Origin of the sequence: Streptomyces sparsogenes subsp. cuspidosporus (assembly GCF_039532705.1) — a bacterium.
Lineage (GTDB): Bacteria > Actinomycetota > Actinomycetes > Streptomycetales > Streptomycetaceae > Streptomyces > Streptomyces sparsogenes.
This window is the reverse complement of sequence record NZ_BAAASD010000013.1, coordinates 107,777-127,655: the sequence shown is the minus strand read 5'-3', so window position 1 is coordinate 127,655 and position 19,879 is coordinate 107,777. Positions and strand designations below refer to the sequence as shown.

The 19,879-nt window shown below is 71.3% G+C and carries 17 protein-coding genes and 1 pseudogene; 5 read left to right on the top strand and 13 right to left on the bottom strand.

Translation table 11 applies throughout. From position 1 onward, the window contains the following. Window positions 1–6 precede the first annotated feature (6 nt). The 8 genes from ABFY07_RS18060 to ABFY07_RS18025 all read right to left on the bottom strand — a co-directional run bounded on the left by ABFY07_RS18060 (window position 7) and on the right by ABFY07_RS18025 (window position 10,114). A complete protein-coding gene (locus ABFY07_RS18060; RefSeq protein ID WP_428836952.1) occupies window positions 7–795 on the bottom strand; it encodes a phosphatase PAP2 family protein in 789 nt (262 codons plus the stop codon). Between the two features lie 394 nt (window positions 796–1,189). Beyond that, a complete protein-coding gene (locus ABFY07_RS18055; protein WP_065961442.1) occupies window positions 1,190–1,867 on the bottom strand; it encodes a response regulator in 678 nt (225 codons plus the stop codon). Next, window positions 1,864–4,149 carry a PAS domain S-box protein gene (locus ABFY07_RS18050; RefSeq protein WP_346175476.1) on the bottom strand — a complete coding sequence of 762 codons (2,286 nt, stop codon included), beginning with the start codon at window positions 4,147–4,149 and terminating at the stop codon, window positions 1,864–1,866. The genes ABFY07_RS18055 and ABFY07_RS18050 overlap by 4 nt, the downstream gene beginning before the upstream one ends. Then, window positions 4,149–4,604: a hypothetical protein gene (locus ABFY07_RS18045; RefSeq protein ID WP_346175475.1), complete on the bottom strand. Its 456-nt coding sequence runs from the start codon at window positions 4,602–4,604 to the stop codon at window positions 4,149–4,151. Before ABFY07_RS18045 ends, ABFY07_RS18050 begins: the two co-directional genes overlap by 1 nt. Before the next feature lie 106 nt (window positions 4,605–4,710). Beyond that, window positions 4,711–6,384 carry a hypothetical protein gene (locus tag ABFY07_RS18040; protein WP_346175474.1) on the bottom strand — a complete coding sequence of 558 codons (1,674 nt, stop codon included), beginning with the start codon at window positions 6,382–6,384 and terminating at the stop codon, window positions 4,711–4,713. Between the two features lie 25 nt (window positions 6,385–6,409). After that, window positions 6,410–8,338 (bottom strand): ArnT family glycosyltransferase, encoded by a 1,929-nt coding sequence (locus ABFY07_RS18035; RefSeq protein WP_346175473.1) that lies wholly within the window; start codon window positions 8,336–8,338, stop codon window positions 6,410–6,412. Further along, window positions 8,328–9,620 (bottom strand): glycosyltransferase, encoded by a 1,293-nt coding sequence (locus ABFY07_RS18030; RefSeq protein ID WP_346175472.1) that lies wholly within the window; start codon window positions 9,618–9,620, stop codon window positions 8,328–8,330. The genes ABFY07_RS18035 and ABFY07_RS18030 overlap by 11 nt, the downstream gene beginning before the upstream one ends. Then, window positions 9,617–10,114, bottom strand: coding sequence for a GtrA family protein (locus tag ABFY07_RS18025; protein ID WP_346175471.1), 498 nt, complete (start codon window positions 10,112–10,114; stop codon window positions 9,617–9,619). Before ABFY07_RS18025 ends, ABFY07_RS18030 begins: the two co-directional genes overlap by 4 nt. Window positions 10,115–10,576: 462 nt before the next feature. Here ABFY07_RS18025 and ABFY07_RS18020 point away from each other — a divergent pair, with 462 nt between their 5' ends. From ABFY07_RS18020 to ABFY07_RS43160, 5 genes and pseudogenes are all read left to right on the top strand, one after another. Beyond that, a complete protein-coding gene (locus tag ABFY07_RS18020) occupies window positions 10,577–11,638 on the top strand; it encodes a S8 family serine peptidase (protein ID WP_346175470.1) in 1,062 nt (353 codons plus the stop codon). Between the two features lie 158 nt (window positions 11,639–11,796). Next, entirely contained in the window at window positions 11,797–12,750 is a 954-nt protein-coding gene (locus ABFY07_RS18015) for a glycoside hydrolase family 6 protein (RefSeq protein ID WP_346175469.1), read from the top strand. A gap of 391 nt (window positions 12,751–13,141) precedes the next feature. Then, window positions 13,142–13,489, top strand: a complete 348-nt coding sequence (locus tag ABFY07_RS18010) for a response regulator transcription factor (RefSeq protein ID WP_346175468.1) — start codon at window positions 13,142–13,144, stop codon at window positions 13,487–13,489. After that, on the top strand, window positions 13,486–14,784 hold the full coding sequence (locus ABFY07_RS18005) for a glycoside hydrolase family 5 protein (protein WP_346175467.1): 1,299 nt from the start codon (window positions 13,486–13,488) through the stop codon (window positions 14,782–14,784). The genes ABFY07_RS18010 and ABFY07_RS18005 overlap by 4 nt, the downstream gene beginning before the upstream one ends. Window positions 14,785–15,078: 294 nt before the next feature. Further along, window positions 15,079–15,537: pseudogene (locus ABFY07_RS43160) on the top strand (signal peptidase II); the annotation flags it as partial. Between the two features lie 19 nt (window positions 15,538–15,556). Here ABFY07_RS43160 and ABFY07_RS18000 read toward each other — a convergent pair. The 5 genes from ABFY07_RS18000 to ABFY07_RS17980 form a co-directional block, all read right to left on the bottom strand. Beyond that, window positions 15,557–16,051, bottom strand: a complete 495-nt coding sequence (locus ABFY07_RS18000) for an anti-sigma factor family protein (RefSeq protein ID WP_346175466.1) — start codon at window positions 16,049–16,051, stop codon at window positions 15,557–15,559. Beyond that, a complete protein-coding gene (locus ABFY07_RS17995; RefSeq protein ID WP_346175465.1) occupies window positions 16,048–16,719 on the bottom strand; it encodes an RNA polymerase sigma factor in 672 nt (223 codons plus the stop codon). Before ABFY07_RS17995 ends, ABFY07_RS18000 begins: the two co-directional genes overlap by 4 nt. A gap of 197 nt (window positions 16,720–16,916) precedes the next feature. Continuing rightward, window positions 16,917–17,732: a zf-HC2 domain-containing protein gene (locus ABFY07_RS17990; RefSeq protein WP_346175464.1), complete on the bottom strand. Its 816-nt coding sequence runs from the start codon at window positions 17,730–17,732 to the stop codon at window positions 16,917–16,919. Continuing rightward, on the bottom strand, window positions 17,729–18,322 hold the full coding sequence (locus ABFY07_RS17985) for a sigma-70 family RNA polymerase sigma factor (RefSeq protein WP_043491081.1): 594 nt from the start codon (window positions 18,320–18,322) through the stop codon (window positions 17,729–17,731). Before ABFY07_RS17985 ends, ABFY07_RS17990 begins: the two co-directional genes overlap by 4 nt. A 317-nt stretch (window positions 18,323–18,639) precedes the next feature. Continuing rightward, window positions 18,640–19,668 (bottom strand): rod shape-determining protein, encoded by a 1,029-nt coding sequence (locus ABFY07_RS17980; protein WP_346175463.1) that lies wholly within the window; start codon window positions 19,666–19,668, stop codon window positions 18,640–18,642. Window positions 19,669–19,879: the final 211 nt, after the last annotated feature.

Genomic DNA, 19,879 nt, shown 5'->3' with positions numbered 1-19,879 from the left:
TTTGGCTCACCTGCTCACGGAACGAGTCGGACACGGGCGGGGGCGGCGCGCCGGGGGCGAGCGCGCCCCGAGCCGGTCGGGCCCGCCCAGCCGCCCGCCCCGTCCGTCCTGCCCGCCCCGTCCGTCCTGTCCGCCTCCTCCGCCCTGTCCGAACCGTCCGAACCGGCCGAGCCGCCGCTCCGCCGCGGCGACGAACGGCTCGAGCAGCGGCAGGGACAGCAGCACCAGGGCCCCGGCCGCCCAGCCGCCGAGCACGTCGCTGACCCAGTGGGTGCCCAGATAGACCGTGGCGAGCCCGATCCCGAAGGCCATGAGCCCGGCCGCCACCCGCGCCGCCCGGCGGTGGCGGCCCGCGAGATAGGCGAGGGTGCCCCAGACGACGACCCCGTTCGCGGTGTGGCCGGAAGGGAAGATCATCCCGTCGTGGAACAGCTCGGCCGAACCGACGGTGTGCGCGTAATGGGGGCCGAGGCGGCCCGCGCCGAGCTTGACGGCGCCCACGCTCGCGTTGAGCAGGGCGAGGGCGGTGCCGAGGACGAGCACCGGGCGCGCGCTCCCGGTCCGCCAGGAGCGCCAGCCCAGCCAGGCCAGCGCCGCGACGGCGGTGGGGCCGCGCTGGCCCGCGACGACGAAGACGTCGAGCGGCCCCTGGGCGCACGGCCACTGCTTGTACGGTTTGAACATCGCCACGTGCCAGTCGAGACGGACCAGGGGCGAGGTGGTGAGCACGCCCGCCGCGACCACCGCGTAGCTCGCGGTGGCGGTCAGCAGAAGGGTCCGATGGCCGCGGTGCACGGGGAGGAAACTCGCCGCACCGTGCCCGGAATTCCCCCGAGTGGGGGTTTTGTCACCCCTAAGTGGAGTCCGCCGGTCGGCGGCGGGTCGTTCCTCACGGAGTCTGCGGGTTGGCGGAGGTCGTTCCTCAGCGGAGTCTGCGGGTTGGCGGCGGGTCGTTCCTCAGCGGAGTCCGCCGGTCGGCGACGGGCCGGTCGGCAGAGGTCGTTCCTCAGCGGAGTCTGCGGGTTGGCGGCGGGTCGTTCCTCAGCGGAGTCCGCCGGTCGGCGACGGGCCGGTCGGCGGAGGTCGTTCCTCAGCGGAGTCTGCGGGTTGGCGGCGGGCTGTCCCCCAGCGGAGTCGGCCGGTCGGCGGCGGTCCCTCAGCGGGGCCGCCGGTCGGCGTTGGCCGGCCCTCAGTCGGGCTCCACGTGGCGGAAGCCCCAGTCGGCGGCCTTGGCGACCGCCTCCAGCTGGGACCGCACCTCCAGCTTCTCCAGGATCTTGCGCACATGCGTGCGTACGGTGGCGTAGCTGATGCTCAGCCGTTCCGCGACCGCCCGGTTGTCCAGGCCCTGGCTCATCAGGGTCAGGATCTCCTGTTCGCGCGGGGTCAGGCTCTCCAGCCGCTCGGTCTGCTGGGCGGAGGAGCGCGCGCTCTCCCGGTGCCGGGCCAGCACCTCGACGAGAGTGCTGGCCGGGATGAGGGTCTCGCCCTCGGCCGCCGAGCGGATGGCCGAGGCGATCTCGTCGCCGCTCGCCGACTTGAGCAGATAGCCGCAGGCCCCGGCCTCCACCGCGGCCAGCAGCGCCGAGTCGCTGGCGTCCGCGCTCAGGATCACGATGGCGGTCGAGGGGTCGTTGGCCCGGATCGCGGCCGCCGCGTCGGCTCCCGTGCCGTCGGGCAGGCGGAAGTCGACCAGCGCCACGTCGGGGCCCAGCTCCTTGGCCATGGGGACGACCTCCGCGACCGAGTCGGCCCACCCCACCACGGTCAGGTCCGAGTACTCCGCGAGCAGCGCCCACAGCCCCTCGGCCACCACCCGGTGGTCCTCGACGATCAGCACCTTGGTGAGATCGGCCGGCGCGGTCACGGCTGTGTGTCCCCTTCCGGACGGTGGAGTTCCGGGCGGCCCAGCTCGGGGTGGTCCAGGTCTGGGCCGTCCAGGTCCGGGCCGTCCAGGTCAGGGTCGTTCAGGTCCCGGCCGTCCAGATCCCGGCCGTTCAGGCGGGGGTCCTCCAGCTGAGGGTCCAGGCGAGGGTCGTCCGGGCGGGGGTCCTCCAGTCGGGTGTCCTCCACCTCCGGGCCGTCCACATCCAGTCCGTCCGCGTCCGGGCGGTCCGGGCGGTCCGGGCGGTCCGGGCGGTCCAGCCCCTCCAGCGAGCCCAGAGACCCCGGCGGTTCCAGCGACCCCGGCGGTTCAAGCGACCCGGGCGGCTCCAGCGACCCGGGCGAGCCCAGCCCGCCGCCCGGATAGTCCGAGGCGTCGGCGGGCCCGAAGGGCAGCGGGCGGTGGCCCGGGGTGTCGCCCAGCGGCACCCAGAACTCGACCGTCGTGCCCGCCCCCGGCGCGCTCTCGATACGGCACCAGCCGCCCGCGATCTGCGCCCGCTCCTGGATGAGCGACAGCCCCAGATGGCCGGGGCGGGACTCCACCTCGAGCGGGTTGTAGCCCTGGCCGTCGTCCACGATCCGCACCAGGCAGCCGTCGTCGAGCCCCAGCAGTTGCACATGGACCGTCTTCGCCCGCGCGTGCTTGCGCACGTTCATCAGGGCTTCCTGCGCCGTGCGGTAGATCAGGGCCATGGTCTCGGGCGGCGGCTTGGCCGCGATCCGGTCCTCCAGCCGGTATTCGACGCCGGTCTCGGTCCGTATCTGCTCCAGGAGGCCGCGCAGCGCCGCGGCCAGGCAGCCGTGCTCCAGGCTGGACGGCCGCAGGTCGAAGATCAGCTGCCGCAGCCGGCTGAGCGAGAGCTTGAGGGTCTCGTCCAGCTTCTCCATCACCCGCTGCTCCTCCGGGTCGCGCAGTCGCCGCCGCAGCTGCTGCAACCGGAGGCTGGCGGCGGTGATGACCTGGATGGTGTCGTCGTGGATGTCGGCGGCGATGCGTCCGCGCTCCGCCTCCTGGGCGTGTACGAGATGGCTGAGCAGCGCCTGGCGGTCCCGGTCGGTGACCTCCAGCAGCTCCAGGCTGCGCTCCAGGACGAACTGGGCGCGCTGCACCTCGGTGATGTCCCTGATGGTCAGTACGGTCAGCAGCCCGTCCTCGGTGCGCAGCGGGCTGACGCTGACGTCGGCCGGGAACTGCTTGGCGTCGCTGCGCCGCCCGACCAGCTCCATGCTGTGGCCCATGAGCTCCTCGGGGGAGTCGGCCCAGTCGCGCAGCGAGATGGTCAGCGGCTGGTCGGGGAGGAGTGCCTCGACCGCGCGGCCGATCAGCTGGTCGCGGTCGTAGCCGAAGAGGGCCTCGGTGCGGCGGTTGGCCGTCTGGATCCGCCCGGCGGAGTCCACGATCACCATGGCGTCCGGGGAGGACTCGATGAGCTGCCGGAACCGGCTCTCGGCCGCCCGGAGCCGGCTGAGGTCCGCGACGAAGACCACGCACCGGGGCCGCCTGCCCTGGAGGTGGCCGCCGCTGAACTGGGCGGGGAACTCGGTGCCGTCCCGGCGCCGGCCCGTCATCGCGGACGGGGCGGTGAACAGCCGTCCGACCAGCTGCTCGGTGGCGGTGCGGTAGCGGTCGGGGACGAGGTCGCGCAGCCGCTTGTCGCGCAGCTCGGCCGAGCTGTAGCCGAACATATGCCGGGCGTGCGCGTTGGCGGACTCGATCCGGCCGCGGGCGCCGACGATCAGGACGCCGCACGGCGCGTGGCCGAGCAGCTCCAGGTACGACTCCTCGAGTCGGCCGCCCACCAGCTCCTCGAACCGCCAGGAGGCGCGGTCGGCCCGCCGCAGCGGCTCGGTGCAGTCGGCGACCAGCTCTCCGGCCATGCTGAACTGGTCGCGGGCGGCCCGGGTGATCGCCTCGGTTATCTCCTCGGCGGGAGTGCCCTTGACCAGGTAACCCGTGGCCCCGGCGGTGAGCATGTTGAGGACGGTCTCCCGGTCGCCGTGGGCCGACAGGGCCACCACGCGGGCCCCGGGCACCCGCTCCCGGATGGCGCGGACGCTGCTCGGTGCGTCGCCCTTGGGCATGTGGACGTCCATGACCACGACGCGGGGGCGGTGCTCGGCCGCGGCGCGGACCGCCTGCTCGTGGTTGACGGCCAGGCCCACCAGGGCCAGGTCCGGGTGGGAGTCGATCAGGTCCGCGAGTGCTTCCCGGACCACGGGGTCGTCATCGGCCACCACGACTCGGATCCGGTCGTCGCGCATCAACCTCCACCTCCCTTGAGGACGGCACCCTGTGCCTTGAGGACGGCACCCTGCAGCTCCGGGGTGGTCAGCTCGTCACGCCGGCAGTGCGCCAGCGAGGGCATGACGGCGGCCAGCGGAGCGACCAGCACGTTGTAGTGGCTGCCGATGCGGTCGCACACGGCGACCGCCGCCGCGGCGTCCCACACCGCGGCCCAGAAGGCCCAGTCGTGGCGCTGGTGCGCGCGCGCCGCGTCCAGGGCGGCCCGGCGCGCCACGGAGGCGGCGACCAGGATCCGGTACCGCTCCTCGTCGGACGTGGTGCGGTGGACTTCAGCCCAGCCCTCGGCGCGGGTCTGGCTGGAGGTCTGCTTCCACAGATCGGCCACGCGGTCGATCTCCTCCGGGGAGAGGTCCTCGATGTGGGTCAGGAATTGTAGGACTCTTCGAGAATTCGGGCCGAAAATAACACTCATAGGACACTCCAGGACATGCATGGTACAACTATGGAACACCGGGCTTACCTGTGAGCCGTCCCCGGCCGCCCCCCGGCGGCCGTGAGCGGGCCTGACCAGCACCTGACTAGTGCCCCTGGCCCTGTGAGTAGTTGATGCCGGCCTTGGCGACCCCGCCGCTCTTGGAGCCGATGAGCTTGAAGGACACGCCGCCCTCGTCGGCCGGAGTGATCCGGTACGAGCCCACGGCCGCCGCCTTGCCCCGGCCGTCCACCTGGAAGGTGGCGATCTTCCGCCCGGCGACACTGCCGTTCCCGGCGTAGACGGTCACCGTCTCGTTGGGTGCGAACCCGGCGCAGTAGAAGCTGAGCGTGGTGCCCGCCTTGCCGCCGAAGGTGCTGGGCTCGGCGCTGGGGGAGTACGGCAGCACGGTGAAGCCCGAGCGGGTCACGGCCCGGCTCTGGTCGCCGATCGCGGTGAGGCTCTGCCTGCCCTTCAGCCCGAACGGCACGTCGAACGCCACGTCCCGGAGCTGGCCGAAGGAGTTGGCCTGCGTGGTGAAGGCGGGGAGGCCGCTGGTGGCGTTGATGTAGACCAGCACCCGCTCGTTCGGCGCGAAGCGGTTCCCCGACAGCCTGATCCGCTGCCCGGCCTTCAGCGCGTACGGGGAGGACTTGATCGCCGGGTACAGGCTGAGCATCTGGAACGGCGCGGTGGCCGTGGTCTTGCTCTGCTGTCCCACCAGCACCAGCGTGCTCTGGCCCGTCGGGGCGACGCCCACCCTGATGTCGGCGCGGCCCACCCCGCCCGAGCTGTCGGTGCGCAGCCGGGCGACGGGGGTGCCGGTGGTCCGCCCCCAGAAGACGTTGATCTGCTCGCCCGGCTTGAAGCCGCGGGCGCTGATCGAGACCACGTCGCCCGGCCTGCCGACCGTCTTGTTGATCCTCGCGGTGCCTATCGCACCGCCGCTGATCAGCTCCGCCTCGGCCGACCGGCCGCCGCCGCGCTGCTGGGCGACCAGCGTGCCGGGCTTGCCGCCCAGCGACTCCGGCATGGTGAAGTTCGTGTAGAGCGAGCCGTGCTTGTCCGTGCGGACCGTCCGGATGGCGCGGCCCTTGGTGTCCGACCGCTTCGTCTTCAGGAGCAGGTCCACCGTGCTCTTGGGCTCGAAGCCGCCGCCTTCGACGGACGCCTTGCCGCCGGGGGCGACCAGACCCGGGTTGATCACGATGATCGGCCCGGAGGTCTGCGGCACCCGCTGGTTGCCCAGCCTGATGGTCTTGGGCTTCGTCGACGGGCGGACCTCCTGCTCCTGGGCGGGGCTCTTCTTGTGGCCGCCTCCGCCGCCGCTCGTGCCGAGGGAGCCCCCGAAACCGCCGCGCGCGACCATCTGGACCAGGGAGCCGACGAGCGCGCAGGCCACGATGGTCAGCAGGATCGTCTTCCAGGTGAACCGCTTCCGCTTCCCGCCGGCGGGGGCGCTCGGCTCCTCCCCGGAGCCTCCGGATCCTCCGGAGCCAGTGGGGGCACCGGTGACCTTGTGGGTCTTGCGGGCCTTGTGGGACTTGTGGGACCCCGGCGTACGCCTCCTCGCGGGCTCCCCGTAGTCGTCGGACTCGTCGAAGTCTTCGGATTCCCCGGACTCGTCGAAGTCGTCGAGGTCGTCGCCGAAGAAGTCGTCGTCGGAGTCGCTGTATGTCCTGCGGTCGTCGTACGTGTCGTCCCCGTAGTCCTCGTCTGCCCTGCGGGTGTCGTACTCGTCGCGCTCGTCGTAGTCGTCGTAGTCCTCGTACTCGGGCATGGCCTTCACCTCCTCTTCCGGCGGGCTATTTGTTCACCCGATAGATTTCCAGCCTGATGCCGCCCCGGATGTCCGCCCATACCCTTTCCGAATTCCGTAGCGCCGCCAGGATCCAGTTCTCCCGGCCGTCGCCGTTGTTGCGGTGAATCGAATTGCGCATCTTGTTGGACATGATGATGTAGTCGACGTTCTGCCATCTCTTGCGGAAGAGCTTGTCCCGCAGGGCGGGGTCGGACGAGGCGTTCCAGTGGGAATGCGCGTACGGATAGAACGGGTGCACGTCATGCAATTCACCCCACATGTCGTCGTCCATGATGATGCGCGCCTTGGGCGAGACGTGCTTGCGCACCCAGGCGATCTGTGCCTGCTGCATATGGGTCAGGGCCAGCTTGGACTGGTACTGGTCGGCGACCGCGACGCGGCCCTCGGTGTTGACGGTCAGGAGATATCCGGTGGAGGGCGAGGCCAGCAGCAGTACGCCGAGCATCGCGGGCACCGCGATCCGCACCTTGGAACTCATCCGCCCGAGCAGCCTGCGCAGCGCCGGCCGCTTCAGCAGTCGGTCCGCGACCATGCCGATATTCATGGCGAATATCGGAATCAGCGGGGTGATGTAGAAGTCCAGCACCACGCTGCCGCGCAGCAGGTAGAAGGAATATCCGAAGGCCAGCGTCCCGGCGACGAAGAACCCCAGATCCCGCCGCTTTTTCCGCATTCCCCACCACAGGCTGATGACCATGGCGGCCATCCCGGCCAGCAGCAGGAACGCGTCCCGGGGCAGCCAGCTGGTGTACAGCAGGCCGTGGTGGTTGAGCAGGCTGCCCTGACTCCGGTGGATCTGCCACCACAGGGTGTAGAGCAGCGAGACGTGGTCCGCCGGCGGGTTGGCCAGGTCGAAGTCGAGGCCGCTGGGCATCAGCTCGTTCTTGAGCAGGGCGTAGGTGACATACGCGCCGACCGGCGCCGCGGCGGCGAATGGCCACAGCGTGCGGGTGAACCGGTGGCTCGGGGAGCCCTGGATCCTCCGATACAGCAGATACATGAAGGTCGGGGCGAAGAAGAGCGCGTTCTCCTTGGTGATCAGCGCGATCCCCAGGGCGGCCCCGCCGGCGAACGCGGATCTGATCGTGGTCTCGCGGCGCAGCAGGGCGTACAGGGCCAGCAGCAGCCAGAACATCATCAGGTTGTCCAGCAGCACCTGGCGCTGGTAGTAGACGGCGATCGGCGAGAGGTTGAAGAAGAACGCGGCGATGGTGGCGGCCAGCACGCTGCCGGACAGCCTCCGGGTGACCTCGAAGAGCAACACGACCGCGCCGAGGTGGACCAGCAGCATCAGGAACCGGCCGGTGTTGATCGCGTTGCCGAAGGTCTCGAACTGCTTCGGCAGCGGGAACGCCCAGCCCGCCAGCGTGATCCAGCCCGCCGGGGCGTGGTCGTAGTCGTAGGTGTACGGGGACAGCCTGGTCTCCCGGACCAGCGACCAGGCCCGCTGCATGTAGATGCCCTCGTCGGTGAGGTACAGCGGGTAACGGAACAGGTGGTAGCCGTGGCTGAGCAGCCCGGTGAGCACGGAGAAGAGCAGCGCCAGCCGGCCGTTGCGGCCCAGCTTGGGGAAGATCCCGCGCTCGACGGACAGCCGGGGCGGGCGGCGCCGCCGGGGGCGCCGCGGGGGTTCCGCGACCGCGACCGGGCGCTGGGGGCGCTGGGGGCGTTCGGCCTGCTCGGGGCGCGGGGGCCGGTCGGGTCGGTCGGGGCGGTCGGGCCGCTGGGGCCGGTCGGCCCGCTCGGGGCGGGGCCGCGGGCGTCGTTCCGGGTGTACGAACCGTTCGGAGCGTTCGGGCCGTTCGGAGCGTTCGGGCCGTTCGGGCCGTTCGGAGCGCGGCCGCAGGGGCCGCTCGGGCCGTGAGGCCGGCTCGGGGCGCGGGGGCCGCTGGGGGGTGGGGTCATGCGACACGGGAGTCCGCCTCCTCGGTACGGGCCCGGTGGGCGCCCACGTGCTGGGTCTTCTCCCAGTCGTGCCGGCCGAGCAGCTCCCGCCGCATGGCGCGCACCGCGGCGTAGGCGAGGACCATCTGGAAGGGGAACCAGGCGACGGCCATCTTCACGACCGTCGCCGGTGTGGCCTCGAGCCCATGGGCGTCGGTGAACTCGTACAGTCCGACCACGGCCACCAGGAAGTGCGCGCACAGCAGCAGGACGGGCAGATAGGAGAAGAGCGCGATCAGCACCGGCACCTTGAGGATCAGGATCATCCCCAGGGAGATCGGCAGATACAGGCCGAGCAGGGCCTGGCCGCGCGGGAACGCGAGGACGTAGAAGGCGAGCCACCGCTGTTTGCGCGTGGGCATCTGTTTCCAGGTGCCCTTCTTCAGGGTCTGCATGAACCCCTGGCTCCACCGGGTGCGCTGCCGGATGAAGTGGCCCAGCGTCGGCGGCGTCTCCTCCTTGGTCACATAGCGGTCGTCGTAGACCACGCGCACCCGCTCGCCGCTGGCCGACACCCGCAGGCCCAGGTCCGCGTCCTCGGTGAGGTTGTGTTCGTCCCAGCCGCCGAGCCGGACCAGCAGTTCGCGCGCGAAGAAGACGGTGTTGCCGCCGAGCGGAATGGACCCGTAGTGCGCGTGGTAGTGCAGTCGGCTCTTGAACCAGAAGAAGTACTCCAGGACGTTGAGCGTGGAGTACCAGTTGGAGTCGAAGTTCATCAGCTGGACGCCCGCCTGCACCACCTTCACCCGCTCCTTGAGCATGACGGTGTTGACCAGCCGGAATATCTCCGGATGGATGTCGTCCTCCGCGTCGAAGATCGTCACCACCTTGTGGGTGGTGTGCGGCAGGGCCACATTGAGCCCGTGGGGTTTGTTGACGGGCTTGTCGTCGAACACCACGACCTCGACGTTGTGCAGACCTTCCCGCTCCAGCTCGGCGATTTTCTCTTCCGCCTTTTTGATCGTGCCGGTGTCGTCCTGCGAACAGATCACGAAGACCTCCAGCAGTTGCGCCGGATAGTCGGCCCGCACCACTCGGTCGATGGTGGTCTGGATGACGTCCTCCTCGTGCCGGGCGGGCAGCAGTACGCTGAACGAAAGCCGCGGCGCGACAAAGGTGTCCGGGGCCCTCGCCTTGCGTGCGGCGTCCGACCGGTCCCAGGTGTAGAGCATCAGGTAGAGCACATGGGCCGACTGAATGGTGAGCAGCACCGAGATCAGGACGAGGCACAGATAGACAATGGTTGTCATCGGCCCCGCCTCCCCCAGACCCAGCCCGCGCTCGCGGCGAAATTGGCGGCGAACGCGGCGGCTATGCCGAGGCAATTGGCCAGCAGCAGATGGAAGCCCCAGCGTTCCAGCAGCCAGACGACCAGGACATTGACCGCGAGCCCGCCCAGCACGGACACATTGAATTTCAGGAACCGCCGGAAGGACGGAGCACCCACGGCGAAGGTCCACCGGTCGTTGAACACGTAGTTGTTCACCACGGCGAGCTCCACGGCGACCGGGGAGGCGACCAGCAGCGGCCAGTGCGCCCAGTGGTACAGCGCGAAGAGGGCTGCCGAGTTCACCAGCACGCCGCCCACGCCGACCACCGCGAACCGCAGGACCAGACCGCTCAGCGCGGCCAGCGGGCCGCTCAACGAGAGCCTTCGAAAGAACCGTCTTTTCGACTTCCCGGGGTTGTCCACCCGTTCGCTCGGGTCGCTGGTGCGATCGCTGAACGTTCCGAAACGCTGCATCGCGACTCCCTACGGAGGGGCTCGTTCGTCGATGTCAGTCCAAGAGTGCGCCGCCGGATTTCCGAGGACATCACGCCTTCGGGGGAGGGTGGACTCCACCTTCGGTGGACCGGCTTTCTCCCCCGTTTTGGGGAGGCGCGGGGACGGGACCTGGCACCGGTCCCCCGAAAAGGGGGGCGGCCGGTCCCCCGCTCGCGGGTGTCCACACCGCGGGGGCCCGCAGAAGATGAAACGGCCAGGCGTCTGCCGACGGCCTCGCGTCCCCACGCGATGAAGGTAGGTGACGTAATGTCAGGCCATGTGATCTCGCACCGCTCATTCGCCGCCCGGGCCGGGGCCGTCGTCGCACTGATGGCGTTCTCGCTCGCCCCATCGGCGGCGGTCGGCGTTTCCGGAGGTCTCTCCGGGCGGCTTTCCGGGCGACTTTCCGAGGACCCCTCCCGGGATTCCGACTCCGGAGCGATGCACCATTCCGAATGGGCGCTGAACGCTCTGCAGGCCAAGAAGGCATGGAAAATCAGCAAGGGCGCCGGGGTGACCGTCGCGGTCATCGGCACCGGCGTCGACGCCGCCCATCCGGACCTTCGCGGAAGGGTGCTGGCCGGCAAGGACTTCGGGGACGGCCCCAGCGGCACCGGCACCCGGGACGAGGGGCTCGCGAACGAGCAGGCCACCCACGCGGCCGGGATCATCGTGGGCACCGGCCGCAACTACCGGGGCAACGGCCTGCTGGGGCTGGCGCCCAAGGCCCGGGTGCTGCCGCTCGGGGTGTACGAGGGCGAGAAACCGCTGGCCGACGCCACGGCCAAGGCCATCCGGCACGCGGTGAGCCGCGGGGCCGGGGTCATCGATGTGGCGGTGTCCTTCAAGAAGCCGAACGCCGCGCTGCGCTCGGCGGTCGGCTACGCGGTCGCCCAGGACGCCGTGGTCGTCGCGGGCGCCGGCGACAACGGCAAGGACGGCAACCGCCCCACCTACCCCGCCGCCTACCCCGGCGTGGTGTCCGTCGTGGCGACCGACAAGAAGGGCGCCGTGTGGACCGACTCGCACCACGGCGGGGCCGTCACCCTGGCCGCGCCCGGCGTCTCCATCCTGACCACCGCCCCGAACAGCGACTACTGGACGGGCGAGGGCACCGCCTACGCCGCGCCGTGGGTCGCGGCCGGCGCGGCGCTGGTGCGCTCCGAGCACCCCCACTGGACCGCGGGCCAGGTCGTGCAGAAGCTGATCGACACGGCCGACCGCAAGGGGTCGGCGGGGCGCGACCCGCGCTACGGCTTCGGGCTGATCGCCCCGGCCAGGGCGCTGGCCGACCGCGCCGCGCCGCCCGCCTCCACCGACCCACCCGGCTCCGCGCGGACCCCGGCCAAGCCGGACCACAAACACTCCGCGGCCCGGTCCGAGGAGGGCTCGGCGCTGGTGGCGATAGGGGCGGTGGCGGCAGCCCTGGCCGTGCTGGCCGCCATCGCGGTCTTCCTGATCAGCCGCCGGAAGCCGCCGTCCGACAACTCCGACAGCCACTGAACGGCGGACCCGACGTGAACGAGCGGACCCCCGGACGGCGGGGGCTCATGGAACGGCTGAGAGGGCGACCTTCGCGGGAGCGCCGGGGGCGGCGGCCGGGGCGCGGGTCTCCGCGGTGGTGGGGCAGGGGTCTCGTCCACCTGCTGGCCCTGGCCCTGATGGCCGAGTTCGTGACGGCGGCCACCTCGCTGCACCCGCCCCTGGGCCGGCCCGCCGACGATTCCGCCCTTCGCCTGGCCAAGCCGTACTTCCCGGCCACGACCCGGTTCTACGCCGACCCCGACAACCCCGCGGCGCAGTGGGTGCGCGACCATCCCCGCGACCGCCGGGCGGCGGTCATCCGCGAGCGGATCGCCGACGAGCCGCAGGCCGCCTGGTTCACGGACACCGACCAGGGCCGCGCCGAGGCCGAGGTGCGCCGGGTGGTGCGGGCGGCCCGCGCCCGCGGGCGGCTGCCGGTGCTCGTCGCGTACGCCATCCCGCAGCGCGACTGCGGGAAGCACAGCTCCGGGGGGATGGGGGACCTGTCGGGATACCGGCAGTGGATCGGCGGCTTCGCCCGGGGGATCGGCACCTCGCGCGCCGTCGTGATCCTGGAACCGGACGCCCTCGCGCATCTGACCTGCCTCAAGCGGCGGCAGCAGGCGGAGCGGTTCTCCGCCCTCTCCGACGCCGCGCGCACGCTGCGGCGGCAGGCCCCGCACGCCCGCATCTACTACGACGCCGGAAACTCCCGCTGGCAGCCCGCGCCGGTCATGGCCGAGCGGCTCAGGCGGGCGGGGATCGACCGGTACGGGGACGGCATCGCCCTCAACGTCTCCAACTTCAACGCCACGCGCGACGAGGTCCGCTATGCCCTGGCCCTCCTCAGGACGCTGGGCCGCCCCCGGCTGGGGGCGGTGATCGACACCAGCCGCAACGGCGCCGGGCCCACCCATGACCACCGGTTCTGCGATCCGCCGGGGCGCCGGCTGGGCACGCCGCCCACCGCTCGTACGGGGATCCCCGGCATCGACGCGTATCTGTGGATCAAGCAACCGGGGCAGGCCGACGGCTGCGCCGCGACGGCCGGGCTCTTCGTCCCGGGCTACGCCTTCCGGCTCACCCGCTGAGCGCCCGGGCCTCCGGCTTCTCCCCCTCGCCCAGTCCCCCGTTCCGTCCCTCCGCCCGCCCCTCCGGCTCTCTGCTTCGACTCCCTCGACTCCTCCCTGAACCCCCGCCGACCCCCTCGGCGGGGGTTTTTGCGGCCTCCGTCAGTCACCATGAGTGACCGAATGAGCGCTCATCGAAGCGAAACCGGCCGCCAAATCAGGACATAGAGTCACCAAAACGGTCGAATTCCGCCTACCTCGATTGAGGTAGGCGGAATTCGGCCGTTTGGCGTGCCCGCAATTCCCGCAATTGAGGTAGCGAGATTTCAGTCAGGCGTACGGTGATTCGGGTTCGGTGCACTCCCTAATGTCGTTGAGCGAAAGGGAAAGCCGCCACGAAGGAGCTCCACCGATGAAAAGAGTTCTCGTCGTGGAGCACCACCATCTGGTTTCGAGCGCACTCGCCGACCTTGTGTCCGAGACGCCCGGACTGGAACTGGCCGGCGTCGCCAGATCGGTACGTGAAGCAATTTCACTGGCCGAGCGAAGCCAGCCGGATGTGGTGCTCATCGACGTGGACAAGTCGAGTTGGAAATCGCTCCGTCTCGACCTGCTGATCGCAGATCTCCTTCCGCGCGCGCGGCTTGTCCGGCTGACCGCAGTCTCCGACCCGCGAACGGAATGTCTGGAATCTCCGACGAACACCCCCAGCGTCCCGAAAACAGCCATACCCGATTTCCTCAGGAGTCTCACCGCATGAATTCCCCCATGGACAACAACGTCCCGACCGTTTCCGAGACCACCGAGTCGAAGCGTGGCCGGCGTTCCTACCGCCTGCGTGTCGGTATCGCGGCCGGAGTTGTCGTGGCCGCCGCCGTCGGTGGCACCGTGACCGCCTTCGCTGTGAATTCCGAGCCCGCTTCCTCGTCCGCTTCGAACGGCTCCTCCGCCCTGTCCGCCTCGAACGGCAAGGCCGCGGCCGTCGACGGTCCGCTGTCCACGAAGGGGAGTGACATCGTGGACTCCAAGGGCCACAAGGTGGTCCTGACCGGTATCAACTGGTTCGGCATGGAGACCGGAAGCTTCGCGCCGCATGGCCTGTGGGCCCGTAACTGGAAGAGCATGCTCGACCAGATCGCGCACAACGGCTTCAACACGATCCGGCTCCCGTACTCCAACGAGATCTTCGCTGCCAAGAGCAAGCCCAACGGGATCGACTACAAGCAGAACCCGGACCTCAAGGGCCTCACCGGCCAGCAGATCATGGACAAGATCGTCAAGGGTGCCACGGACCGCGGCATGATGGTGATCCTGGACCAGCACCGTCCGGACCAGTACGGGCAGAGCGAGCTGTGGTACTCGCAGAACCTCACCGAGAAGCAGTGGCTGGACGACTGGAAGCAGCTGGCCAAGCGCTACAAGGACAACCCCCGGGTGATCGGCGCCGACCTGCACAATGAGCCGCGTGGCCAGGCCACGTGGGGCGACGGCAACCCGAAGACCGACTGGCGCCTGGCGGCCGAGAAGGCCGGTAACGCCATCCACTCCGTCAACAAGAACTGGCTGATCTTCGTCGAGGGCACCGACCGTCACGGCGACGAGCAGTTCTGGTGGGGCGGCGACCTCCAGGGCGTCAAGAAGTACCCGGTCAAGCTGAAGGAGTCCAACAAGGTCGTGTACTCCGCGCACGACTACGGCCCGGGCGTCTACAACCAGAACTGGTTCATGGCCAAGGACTTCCCGAAGAACATGCCGGCCATCTGGAAGAAGCACTGGGCCTACATCAAGCAGGACAACATCGCTCCGGTGCTGCTCGGCGAGTTCGGTGGCCGCAAGACCGCGGGCAAGAGCTCCGAGGCCGTCTGGCAGAACGCCCTGATGGACTACCTCAAGAAGAACCAGATCAGCTACACCTACTGGTCCCTGAACCCGAACTCGGGTGACACCGGTGGTGTCCTGAAGAACGACTGGAAGTCGGTCGACAAGAACAAGATGAAGATGCTGTCCAAGTACCAGGCGCCGCTTCTGCCGGCCAAGGGGAAGACGTCGGAGTAACCCCGACGGTACGGCCGCCGGACCCCGGCGGTGGACAGCGAGGGCCCGCAGGCAACGACGCCTGCGGGCCCTCCGTCGTACCCCCGCAAAAGCACCCGCGCCCAAACCCACGCCGAAACCGCGCCGAACCCGCGCCCAAACGCCCGGTCTACCCCGTGCCCGGACCCCCGCCCAACCCCGCGCCCAAACCCGTGCCCGAAAAGGCGGCCCATCGGGAAGCGACACGTCACCCCGCCGGGTTTCCTCTCCGGGCCCGCTTTCCGCATCGGCCCCCACGGCGCGAGGAGGCCGACGATGAAGCCCCAGCAGCGCACCGGCCGCGTACTCTTCCCGCTGGCCGCCCTCGCGGTCGCGGTGGCCGACCAGGTGAGCAAGGCCTGGGCGGTGGCGGCCCTCGGCGGCACGGCGGGGCCGCAGGACCAGTTCGGGCCGGTACGCACCCTGCTGGTACGCAACACCGGGGTGGCCTTCGGCCTGGCGCGTGGCCGGCCGCTGCTGATCGTCCTCATCACGCTCGCCGGGGCGCTCGCCACGCTGGCCGCCGTGGGCGCGGGGCTGCGGGTCCGCAGCCGGGCCCGGGCGCTGGCGCTCGGGCTGATCGCCGGGGGAGCGCTGGGCAACGGCGCCGACCGGGCCGTACGCCACCCCGGGCCGCTGCGGGGCGCGGTCATCGACTGGGTCATGGTGTCGCCCCGCGGCCCGGTGTTCAATCTCGCCGACGCCGCGCTGGCGGCCGGCGCCTGCCTCATCGTCCTCGTACTGCTGCGCGACATCACCCTCCCGCTTTGGGGACCGCGCTCTCGCTGGCGTCCGGCTCCCCGGGTGGCAGGGGCGCGTCCTCCAGGCCAGGAAGGGGACTCGGCTCGCGTTCGGCCCGCTCCTGCGGCAGATCAGCCCGTTCCGGCGGGGGACCGTTCCGTTCCTGCGGCAGCGCTCGGTCCCCGGGCCGGTCCCCGGCGCGGCTCCGATCCTCGGACCGGCTGCGCTCGGGGTCCGCGAGGGAGCCCGCGAGGTCGCGCAGCCGCCCGAGCGCCGCTTCGTCCAGGCCCTCCCGGGCCCGGCGGGAGGCCAGCGCGTTGGTGACGCGCTGATACGCGGCCAGCTCCCCGGCACAGCGGTGGCACCGCGCCACGTGGGCCCGGATCCGGCGCGAGGCCGGCGCGTCCAGCTCACCGTCCAGGTACGACTGGAGCTCCGCGTCGTCCTCGGGGCAATCCCTGGCCCAGCGGCGCTCGGCGCTCCGCCACCACATCCACCACCTGCTCATGCCCCACCTCGCTGTCCTTGGGGTCCCGGCTGCCCTGCCTGTCCCGGCTGACCCGGCCGCCCCGCGGGTCCCAGCTGACCTGACCGCCCCGTCTGTCCCGGCTGTCCCTGCGGTCCGGCGGTTCCGGCGGGGTCGATGGTTCCGGCGGGGCCGGCGGCCACCAAACGATCCCGGATCCGGTTGCGCGCCCGGTGCAGCCTGCTCATCACCGTCCCCTTGGGGACGCCCAGCACCCGCGCCGCCTCCGCGTACGACAGCCCGTCCACGTGCACCAGCCGCACCACCTGCTGGTCGCGCAGCGGCAGCGCCGTGAAGGCGGCGTCCACGGCCTCGTCGAAGGCCGTGTCGACCACCAGCTCCTCGGGGGTCGCGCCCGGGGCGGACGCGAGCCGGTCGAATTCGGTGTCCGGGTCGTCGAGCAGATGCGGCCGGCGCTGCCGGCGCCGGCTCACCTCCGCGTGCCGCATGATCGTCAGCAGCCAGGCCCGCGGATGCCGGCCGTCGAACCGGCCGACCGCCCGGTAGGCCCGCAGCAAGGTGTCCTGCACGAGGTCCTCCGCGTCGGCGGGCTGCGCGGTCAGTGACATCGCCACCCGCAGCAGCACTTCCACCTCGGGCAGCACGTACTGGGCGAACTTGCGCTGTTGACGGGGGTCCGGGTCAGCCACGGGTGCCTCCTCGGATCCTGACCCCCCGGGACGCGGTGACGACTGTCACACTCTGTGTAACACCGCCCGCACGTCAGCGCACGCCACGATCGGCTGTCCGAGTGGTGGGATCGAGGGGCCCGGGAGGCCGGGGGTCCGGGAGGCCGGGGAGGCCGGGGAGATCAGGTCGCGGGCGGAGGCGGGTGTGAGCGCTGTGCTCACAGCTTCACGGAGACCAGGACCTTCCCGTCGAGCGTGCGGATCTCGAAGTGGTCGATGCCGGCCATCTTCTCGGACGCGCCGCCCTGAGCGAAGAGGGGCGCGCGGGCGGTCTCGTCGGGGCTGTTCGCGATCCCGTACCCCTGCGGAGGCACCGACCAGTTGGTCATGACCTGCTCCTGGCCGCTGTGGGAGATCATGACCAGGCTGCAGGTGAGGGGGCCCTTGACGTTCTTCAGCCGCAGGACGGCGTCGGTGCCCCACTTCTTGTCTTCCATGGCGATCGTGGCGCTCACCTTGGTGTCCGGGTCGGTGGCCTCGGCCTTCGTTGACATCCGGTCGAAGGCCGCGCTCGCGGTCGACGCGGCCGTGACGCTCGTACCCGAGCCGTTGTCCGAGGTCAGGGCCACCGCGCCGAGCGGCCCGCCGATGATCAGCACGGCGGCCGCGGCCACCAGGTAGAGGGTGCGGCGGCGTCTGCGGTGGCGGACCGCGGCGACCTCGCCGACCATCCGGTTCAGCAGGCCGGGGCCCGGGCGCGCGGTGAGCGTCTCGATGGCGTTGGGGGTGGCGGTGAAGGAGCGCGGCACGTGGGGGGTGAGTCCGGGCCGGCCGGGGGCGCTGTGGACGCCGGGGACGCCGGAGGCCAGCTCCGCCAGCAGGGGTTCCAGCCCGGCCAGCTCGTCGAGCCGGGCTCCGCACTGCTCGCAACCGGCCAGGTGCTCCTCGAAGTACGTGGCGTCCGCGTCGTCGAGGACGCCGAGTACGTACGCGCCGACGGCGTCGTGCCCGGCGTGGTGCGCCTGCGCGGTCATGCCGTCACTCCTCTCTCCTCGAGCGCGAGCTTCATGGAGCGCAGCGCGTAGAAGACCCGGGACCGCACGGTCCCGCTGGGTATGCCGAGCGTCTGGGCCGCCTCGTTGACCGTGCGGCCCTTGAAGTACGTCTCGACGAGCACCTCCCGGTGCGCGTCGCTGAGGTCGTGCATCGCGTCTGAGAGGGTCATCAGCCGCAGCGCGCGATCGATCTCGTCTTCGGCGGGCATGAGCTCCAGGGGGGAGGGATCGACCTCCTGCGGGCGGGCCTGACGGCTGCGGTGCCCGTCGATGACGATCCGCCGGGCGACGGTGACCAGCCAGGGCCGGATCGAGCCGGTGGCCCTGCTGAGCTGGTCCGCGTTGCGCCAGGCGCGGACGAGGGTCTCCTGGACGACGTCCTCGGCCCGGTGCCGGTCGCCCGCCACCAGGCGCAGTACGAAGGCGAGCAGCGGCCCGGCGTGCTCCTGGTAGAGCGCGCGCATGAGCTCCTCGTCCGGCGTACCGCGCTGGGATCTCGACCGATGCGCATCGGTCACGGCGGCGTCGTCGCGCACCAGAACCTCCAGGACGGAACCCGAGTTGGACATCATCTGCAGACACTCCCGGTATGTGGGCCGGGGGTTGTGTGGCCCGGACGGCCTCTTCCTCCATCACTACGGACGGGGCTGGACCGCCGCTCAACTCGTGGCGAAAGATTCTTGAAGTGATCGCGGACGGCGCCATGTCGCACCAGCCGTCACACCCGCCTCAGGGGTTCGGGTTCGGGGGCGCCTCAGGGGGGTGCGGGTTCGGGTTCGGGGGCGCCTCAGGGGGGTGCGGGTTCGGGTTCGGGGGCGCCTCAGGGGGGTGCGGGTTCGGGTTCGGGGGCGCCTCAGGGGGGTGCGGGTTCGGGTTCGGGGGCGCCTCAGGAGGCCAGCGGGTCCAGGACGACGGGTCGCAGCTTGCCCTCGAGCATCGCGCCCAGCCCCTCGACCGCGCAGGTGTCGGGGCGGTCGGCGATGTGCAGGGGCATCCCCGTCGCCTCCCGGAGGAGCGAGTCGAACCCGGGCAGCACCGCGCTGCCGCCCGCCAGCATGATGCCGCGCTCCGCGAGGTCGGCGACCAGGTCGGGCGGGCAGCGGCGGAGCACCGCGCCGACCGCGTCGAGCACCCCGGTCAGCGGGGTCCGGACCACGGCCCGGATGCCCTCGATGTCGATCCGCACCGAGCGGGCGAGGCCGGTGGCCACGTCCCGGCCGTGCACCTCGGCGTCGTCCACGCTCGGCCCGGCGCCGGCCAGCGCCAGGTGCAGCGGGTGTACGGCCTGGCTCGGCAGCATCAACGCGTGCTCGTTGCGCACGTGTTGGACGACGGCGTGGTCGATCGTCTCCCCGCCGACCGGCACCCGCTCAGCGGCGACGATCGAGCCCAGCGACAACACCGCGACCTGGGTGGTGGCGGCCCCGCACACCACGATCATCGTCGCCTCCGGCCGCTCGACCGGCAGACCGCAGCCCACCGCCGCGGCGAGCAGGGTGTCGACCAACTCCACCCGCCGGGCCCCGAGCCCGGTCAGTGTCTCGACGGCGGCGCGCTGCGCCAGCGGGTCCGCGTCGTGCGGGACGCACACGGCGGCGCTCGGCAGCGCCTTGCGCCGCCAGGCCCGGCGCAGCTTGTTGCCCACGAGGAACCGCAACATGCGCTGCGCCATGGCGATGTCGACGACCCTGCCGCCGGCCACGGGCCGTACGACCCGGATGTGAGGCGGGGTCCGGCCGGTCATCCGCTCGGCGAGCGCGCCCACCCCGATCAGCCCCCCGGTCCGGATGTTCACGGCGGCGACGGTCGGCTCGTCGACGATGAGCCCGGTGCGCTTGAGATAGACCCGGGTCCTGGCGGCGCCGAGATCGACGGCGATGGTGCAGCGGCGCAACCGCTCGAGGCTGATGGTCATGTCAGGTCTCCTGCGTGGGCGGCGTGACGGGCCCTCGCCCCCGGCGGCCCTGCGATCATCGTCCTCGCCGCACCGAGCGCCTCGCCTGTGCTGCTGCGCCGGTCGGGCGAGGCCCTCCACCCGGCGTCGGGGCCCGCGGGCTGGTGCCTGGGCCGGGGCCGGGGTGGGTGCCTGGGGCCGGGCCCAGGGCTGGTCCCTGGCGTCGGGCCCG

Excerpts from the sequence above, each read along its gene's own strand:
- ABFY07_RS18050 (WP_346175476.1), bottom strand. The coding sequence starts at position 4,149 with ATGCGCGACGACCGGATCCGAGTCGTGGTGGCCGATGACGACCCCGTG.
- ABFY07_RS18045 (WP_346175475.1), bottom strand. The coding sequence starts at position 4,604 with ATGAGTGTTATTTTCGGCCCGAATTCTCGAAGAGTCCTACAATTCCTG.
- ABFY07_RS18040 (WP_346175474.1), bottom strand. The coding sequence starts at position 6,384 with ATGCCCGAGTACGAGGACTACGACGACTACGACGAGCGCGACGAGTAC.
- ABFY07_RS18030 (WP_346175472.1), bottom strand. The coding sequence starts at position 9,620 with ATGACAACCATTGTCTATCTGTGCCTCGTCCTGATCTCGGTGCTGCTC.
- ABFY07_RS18025 (WP_346175471.1), bottom strand. The coding sequence starts at position 10,114 with ATGCAGCGTTTCGGAACGTTCAGCGATCGCACCAGCGACCCGAGCGAA.
- ABFY07_RS18020 (WP_346175470.1), top strand. The coding sequence starts at position 10,577 with ATGCACCATTCCGAATGGGCGCTGAACGCTCTGCAGGCCAAGAAGGCA.
- ABFY07_RS18015 (WP_346175469.1), top strand. The coding sequence starts at position 11,797 with ATGGCCGAGTTCGTGACGGCGGCCACCTCGCTGCACCCGCCCCTGGGC.
- ABFY07_RS18010 (WP_346175468.1), top strand. The coding sequence starts at position 13,142 with ATGAAAAGAGTTCTCGTCGTGGAGCACCACCATCTGGTTTCGAGCGCA.
- ABFY07_RS18005 (WP_346175467.1), top strand. The coding sequence starts at position 13,486 with ATGAATTCCCCCATGGACAACAACGTCCCGACCGTTTCCGAGACCACC.
- ABFY07_RS18000 (WP_346175466.1), bottom strand. The coding sequence starts at position 16,051 with ATGAGCAGGTGGTGGATGTGGTGGCGGAGCGCCGAGCGCCGCTGGGCC.
- ABFY07_RS17990 (WP_346175464.1), bottom strand. The coding sequence starts at position 17,732 with ATGACCGCGCAGGCGCACCACGCCGGGCACGACGCCGTCGGCGCGTAC.
- ABFY07_RS17985 (WP_043491081.1), bottom strand. The coding sequence starts at position 18,322 with ATGTCCAACTCGGGTTCCGTCCTGGAGGTTCTGGTGCGCGACGACGCC.
- ABFY07_RS17980 (WP_346175463.1), bottom strand. The coding sequence starts at position 19,668 with ATGACCATCAGCCTCGAGCGGTTGCGCCGCTGCACCATCGCCGTCGAT.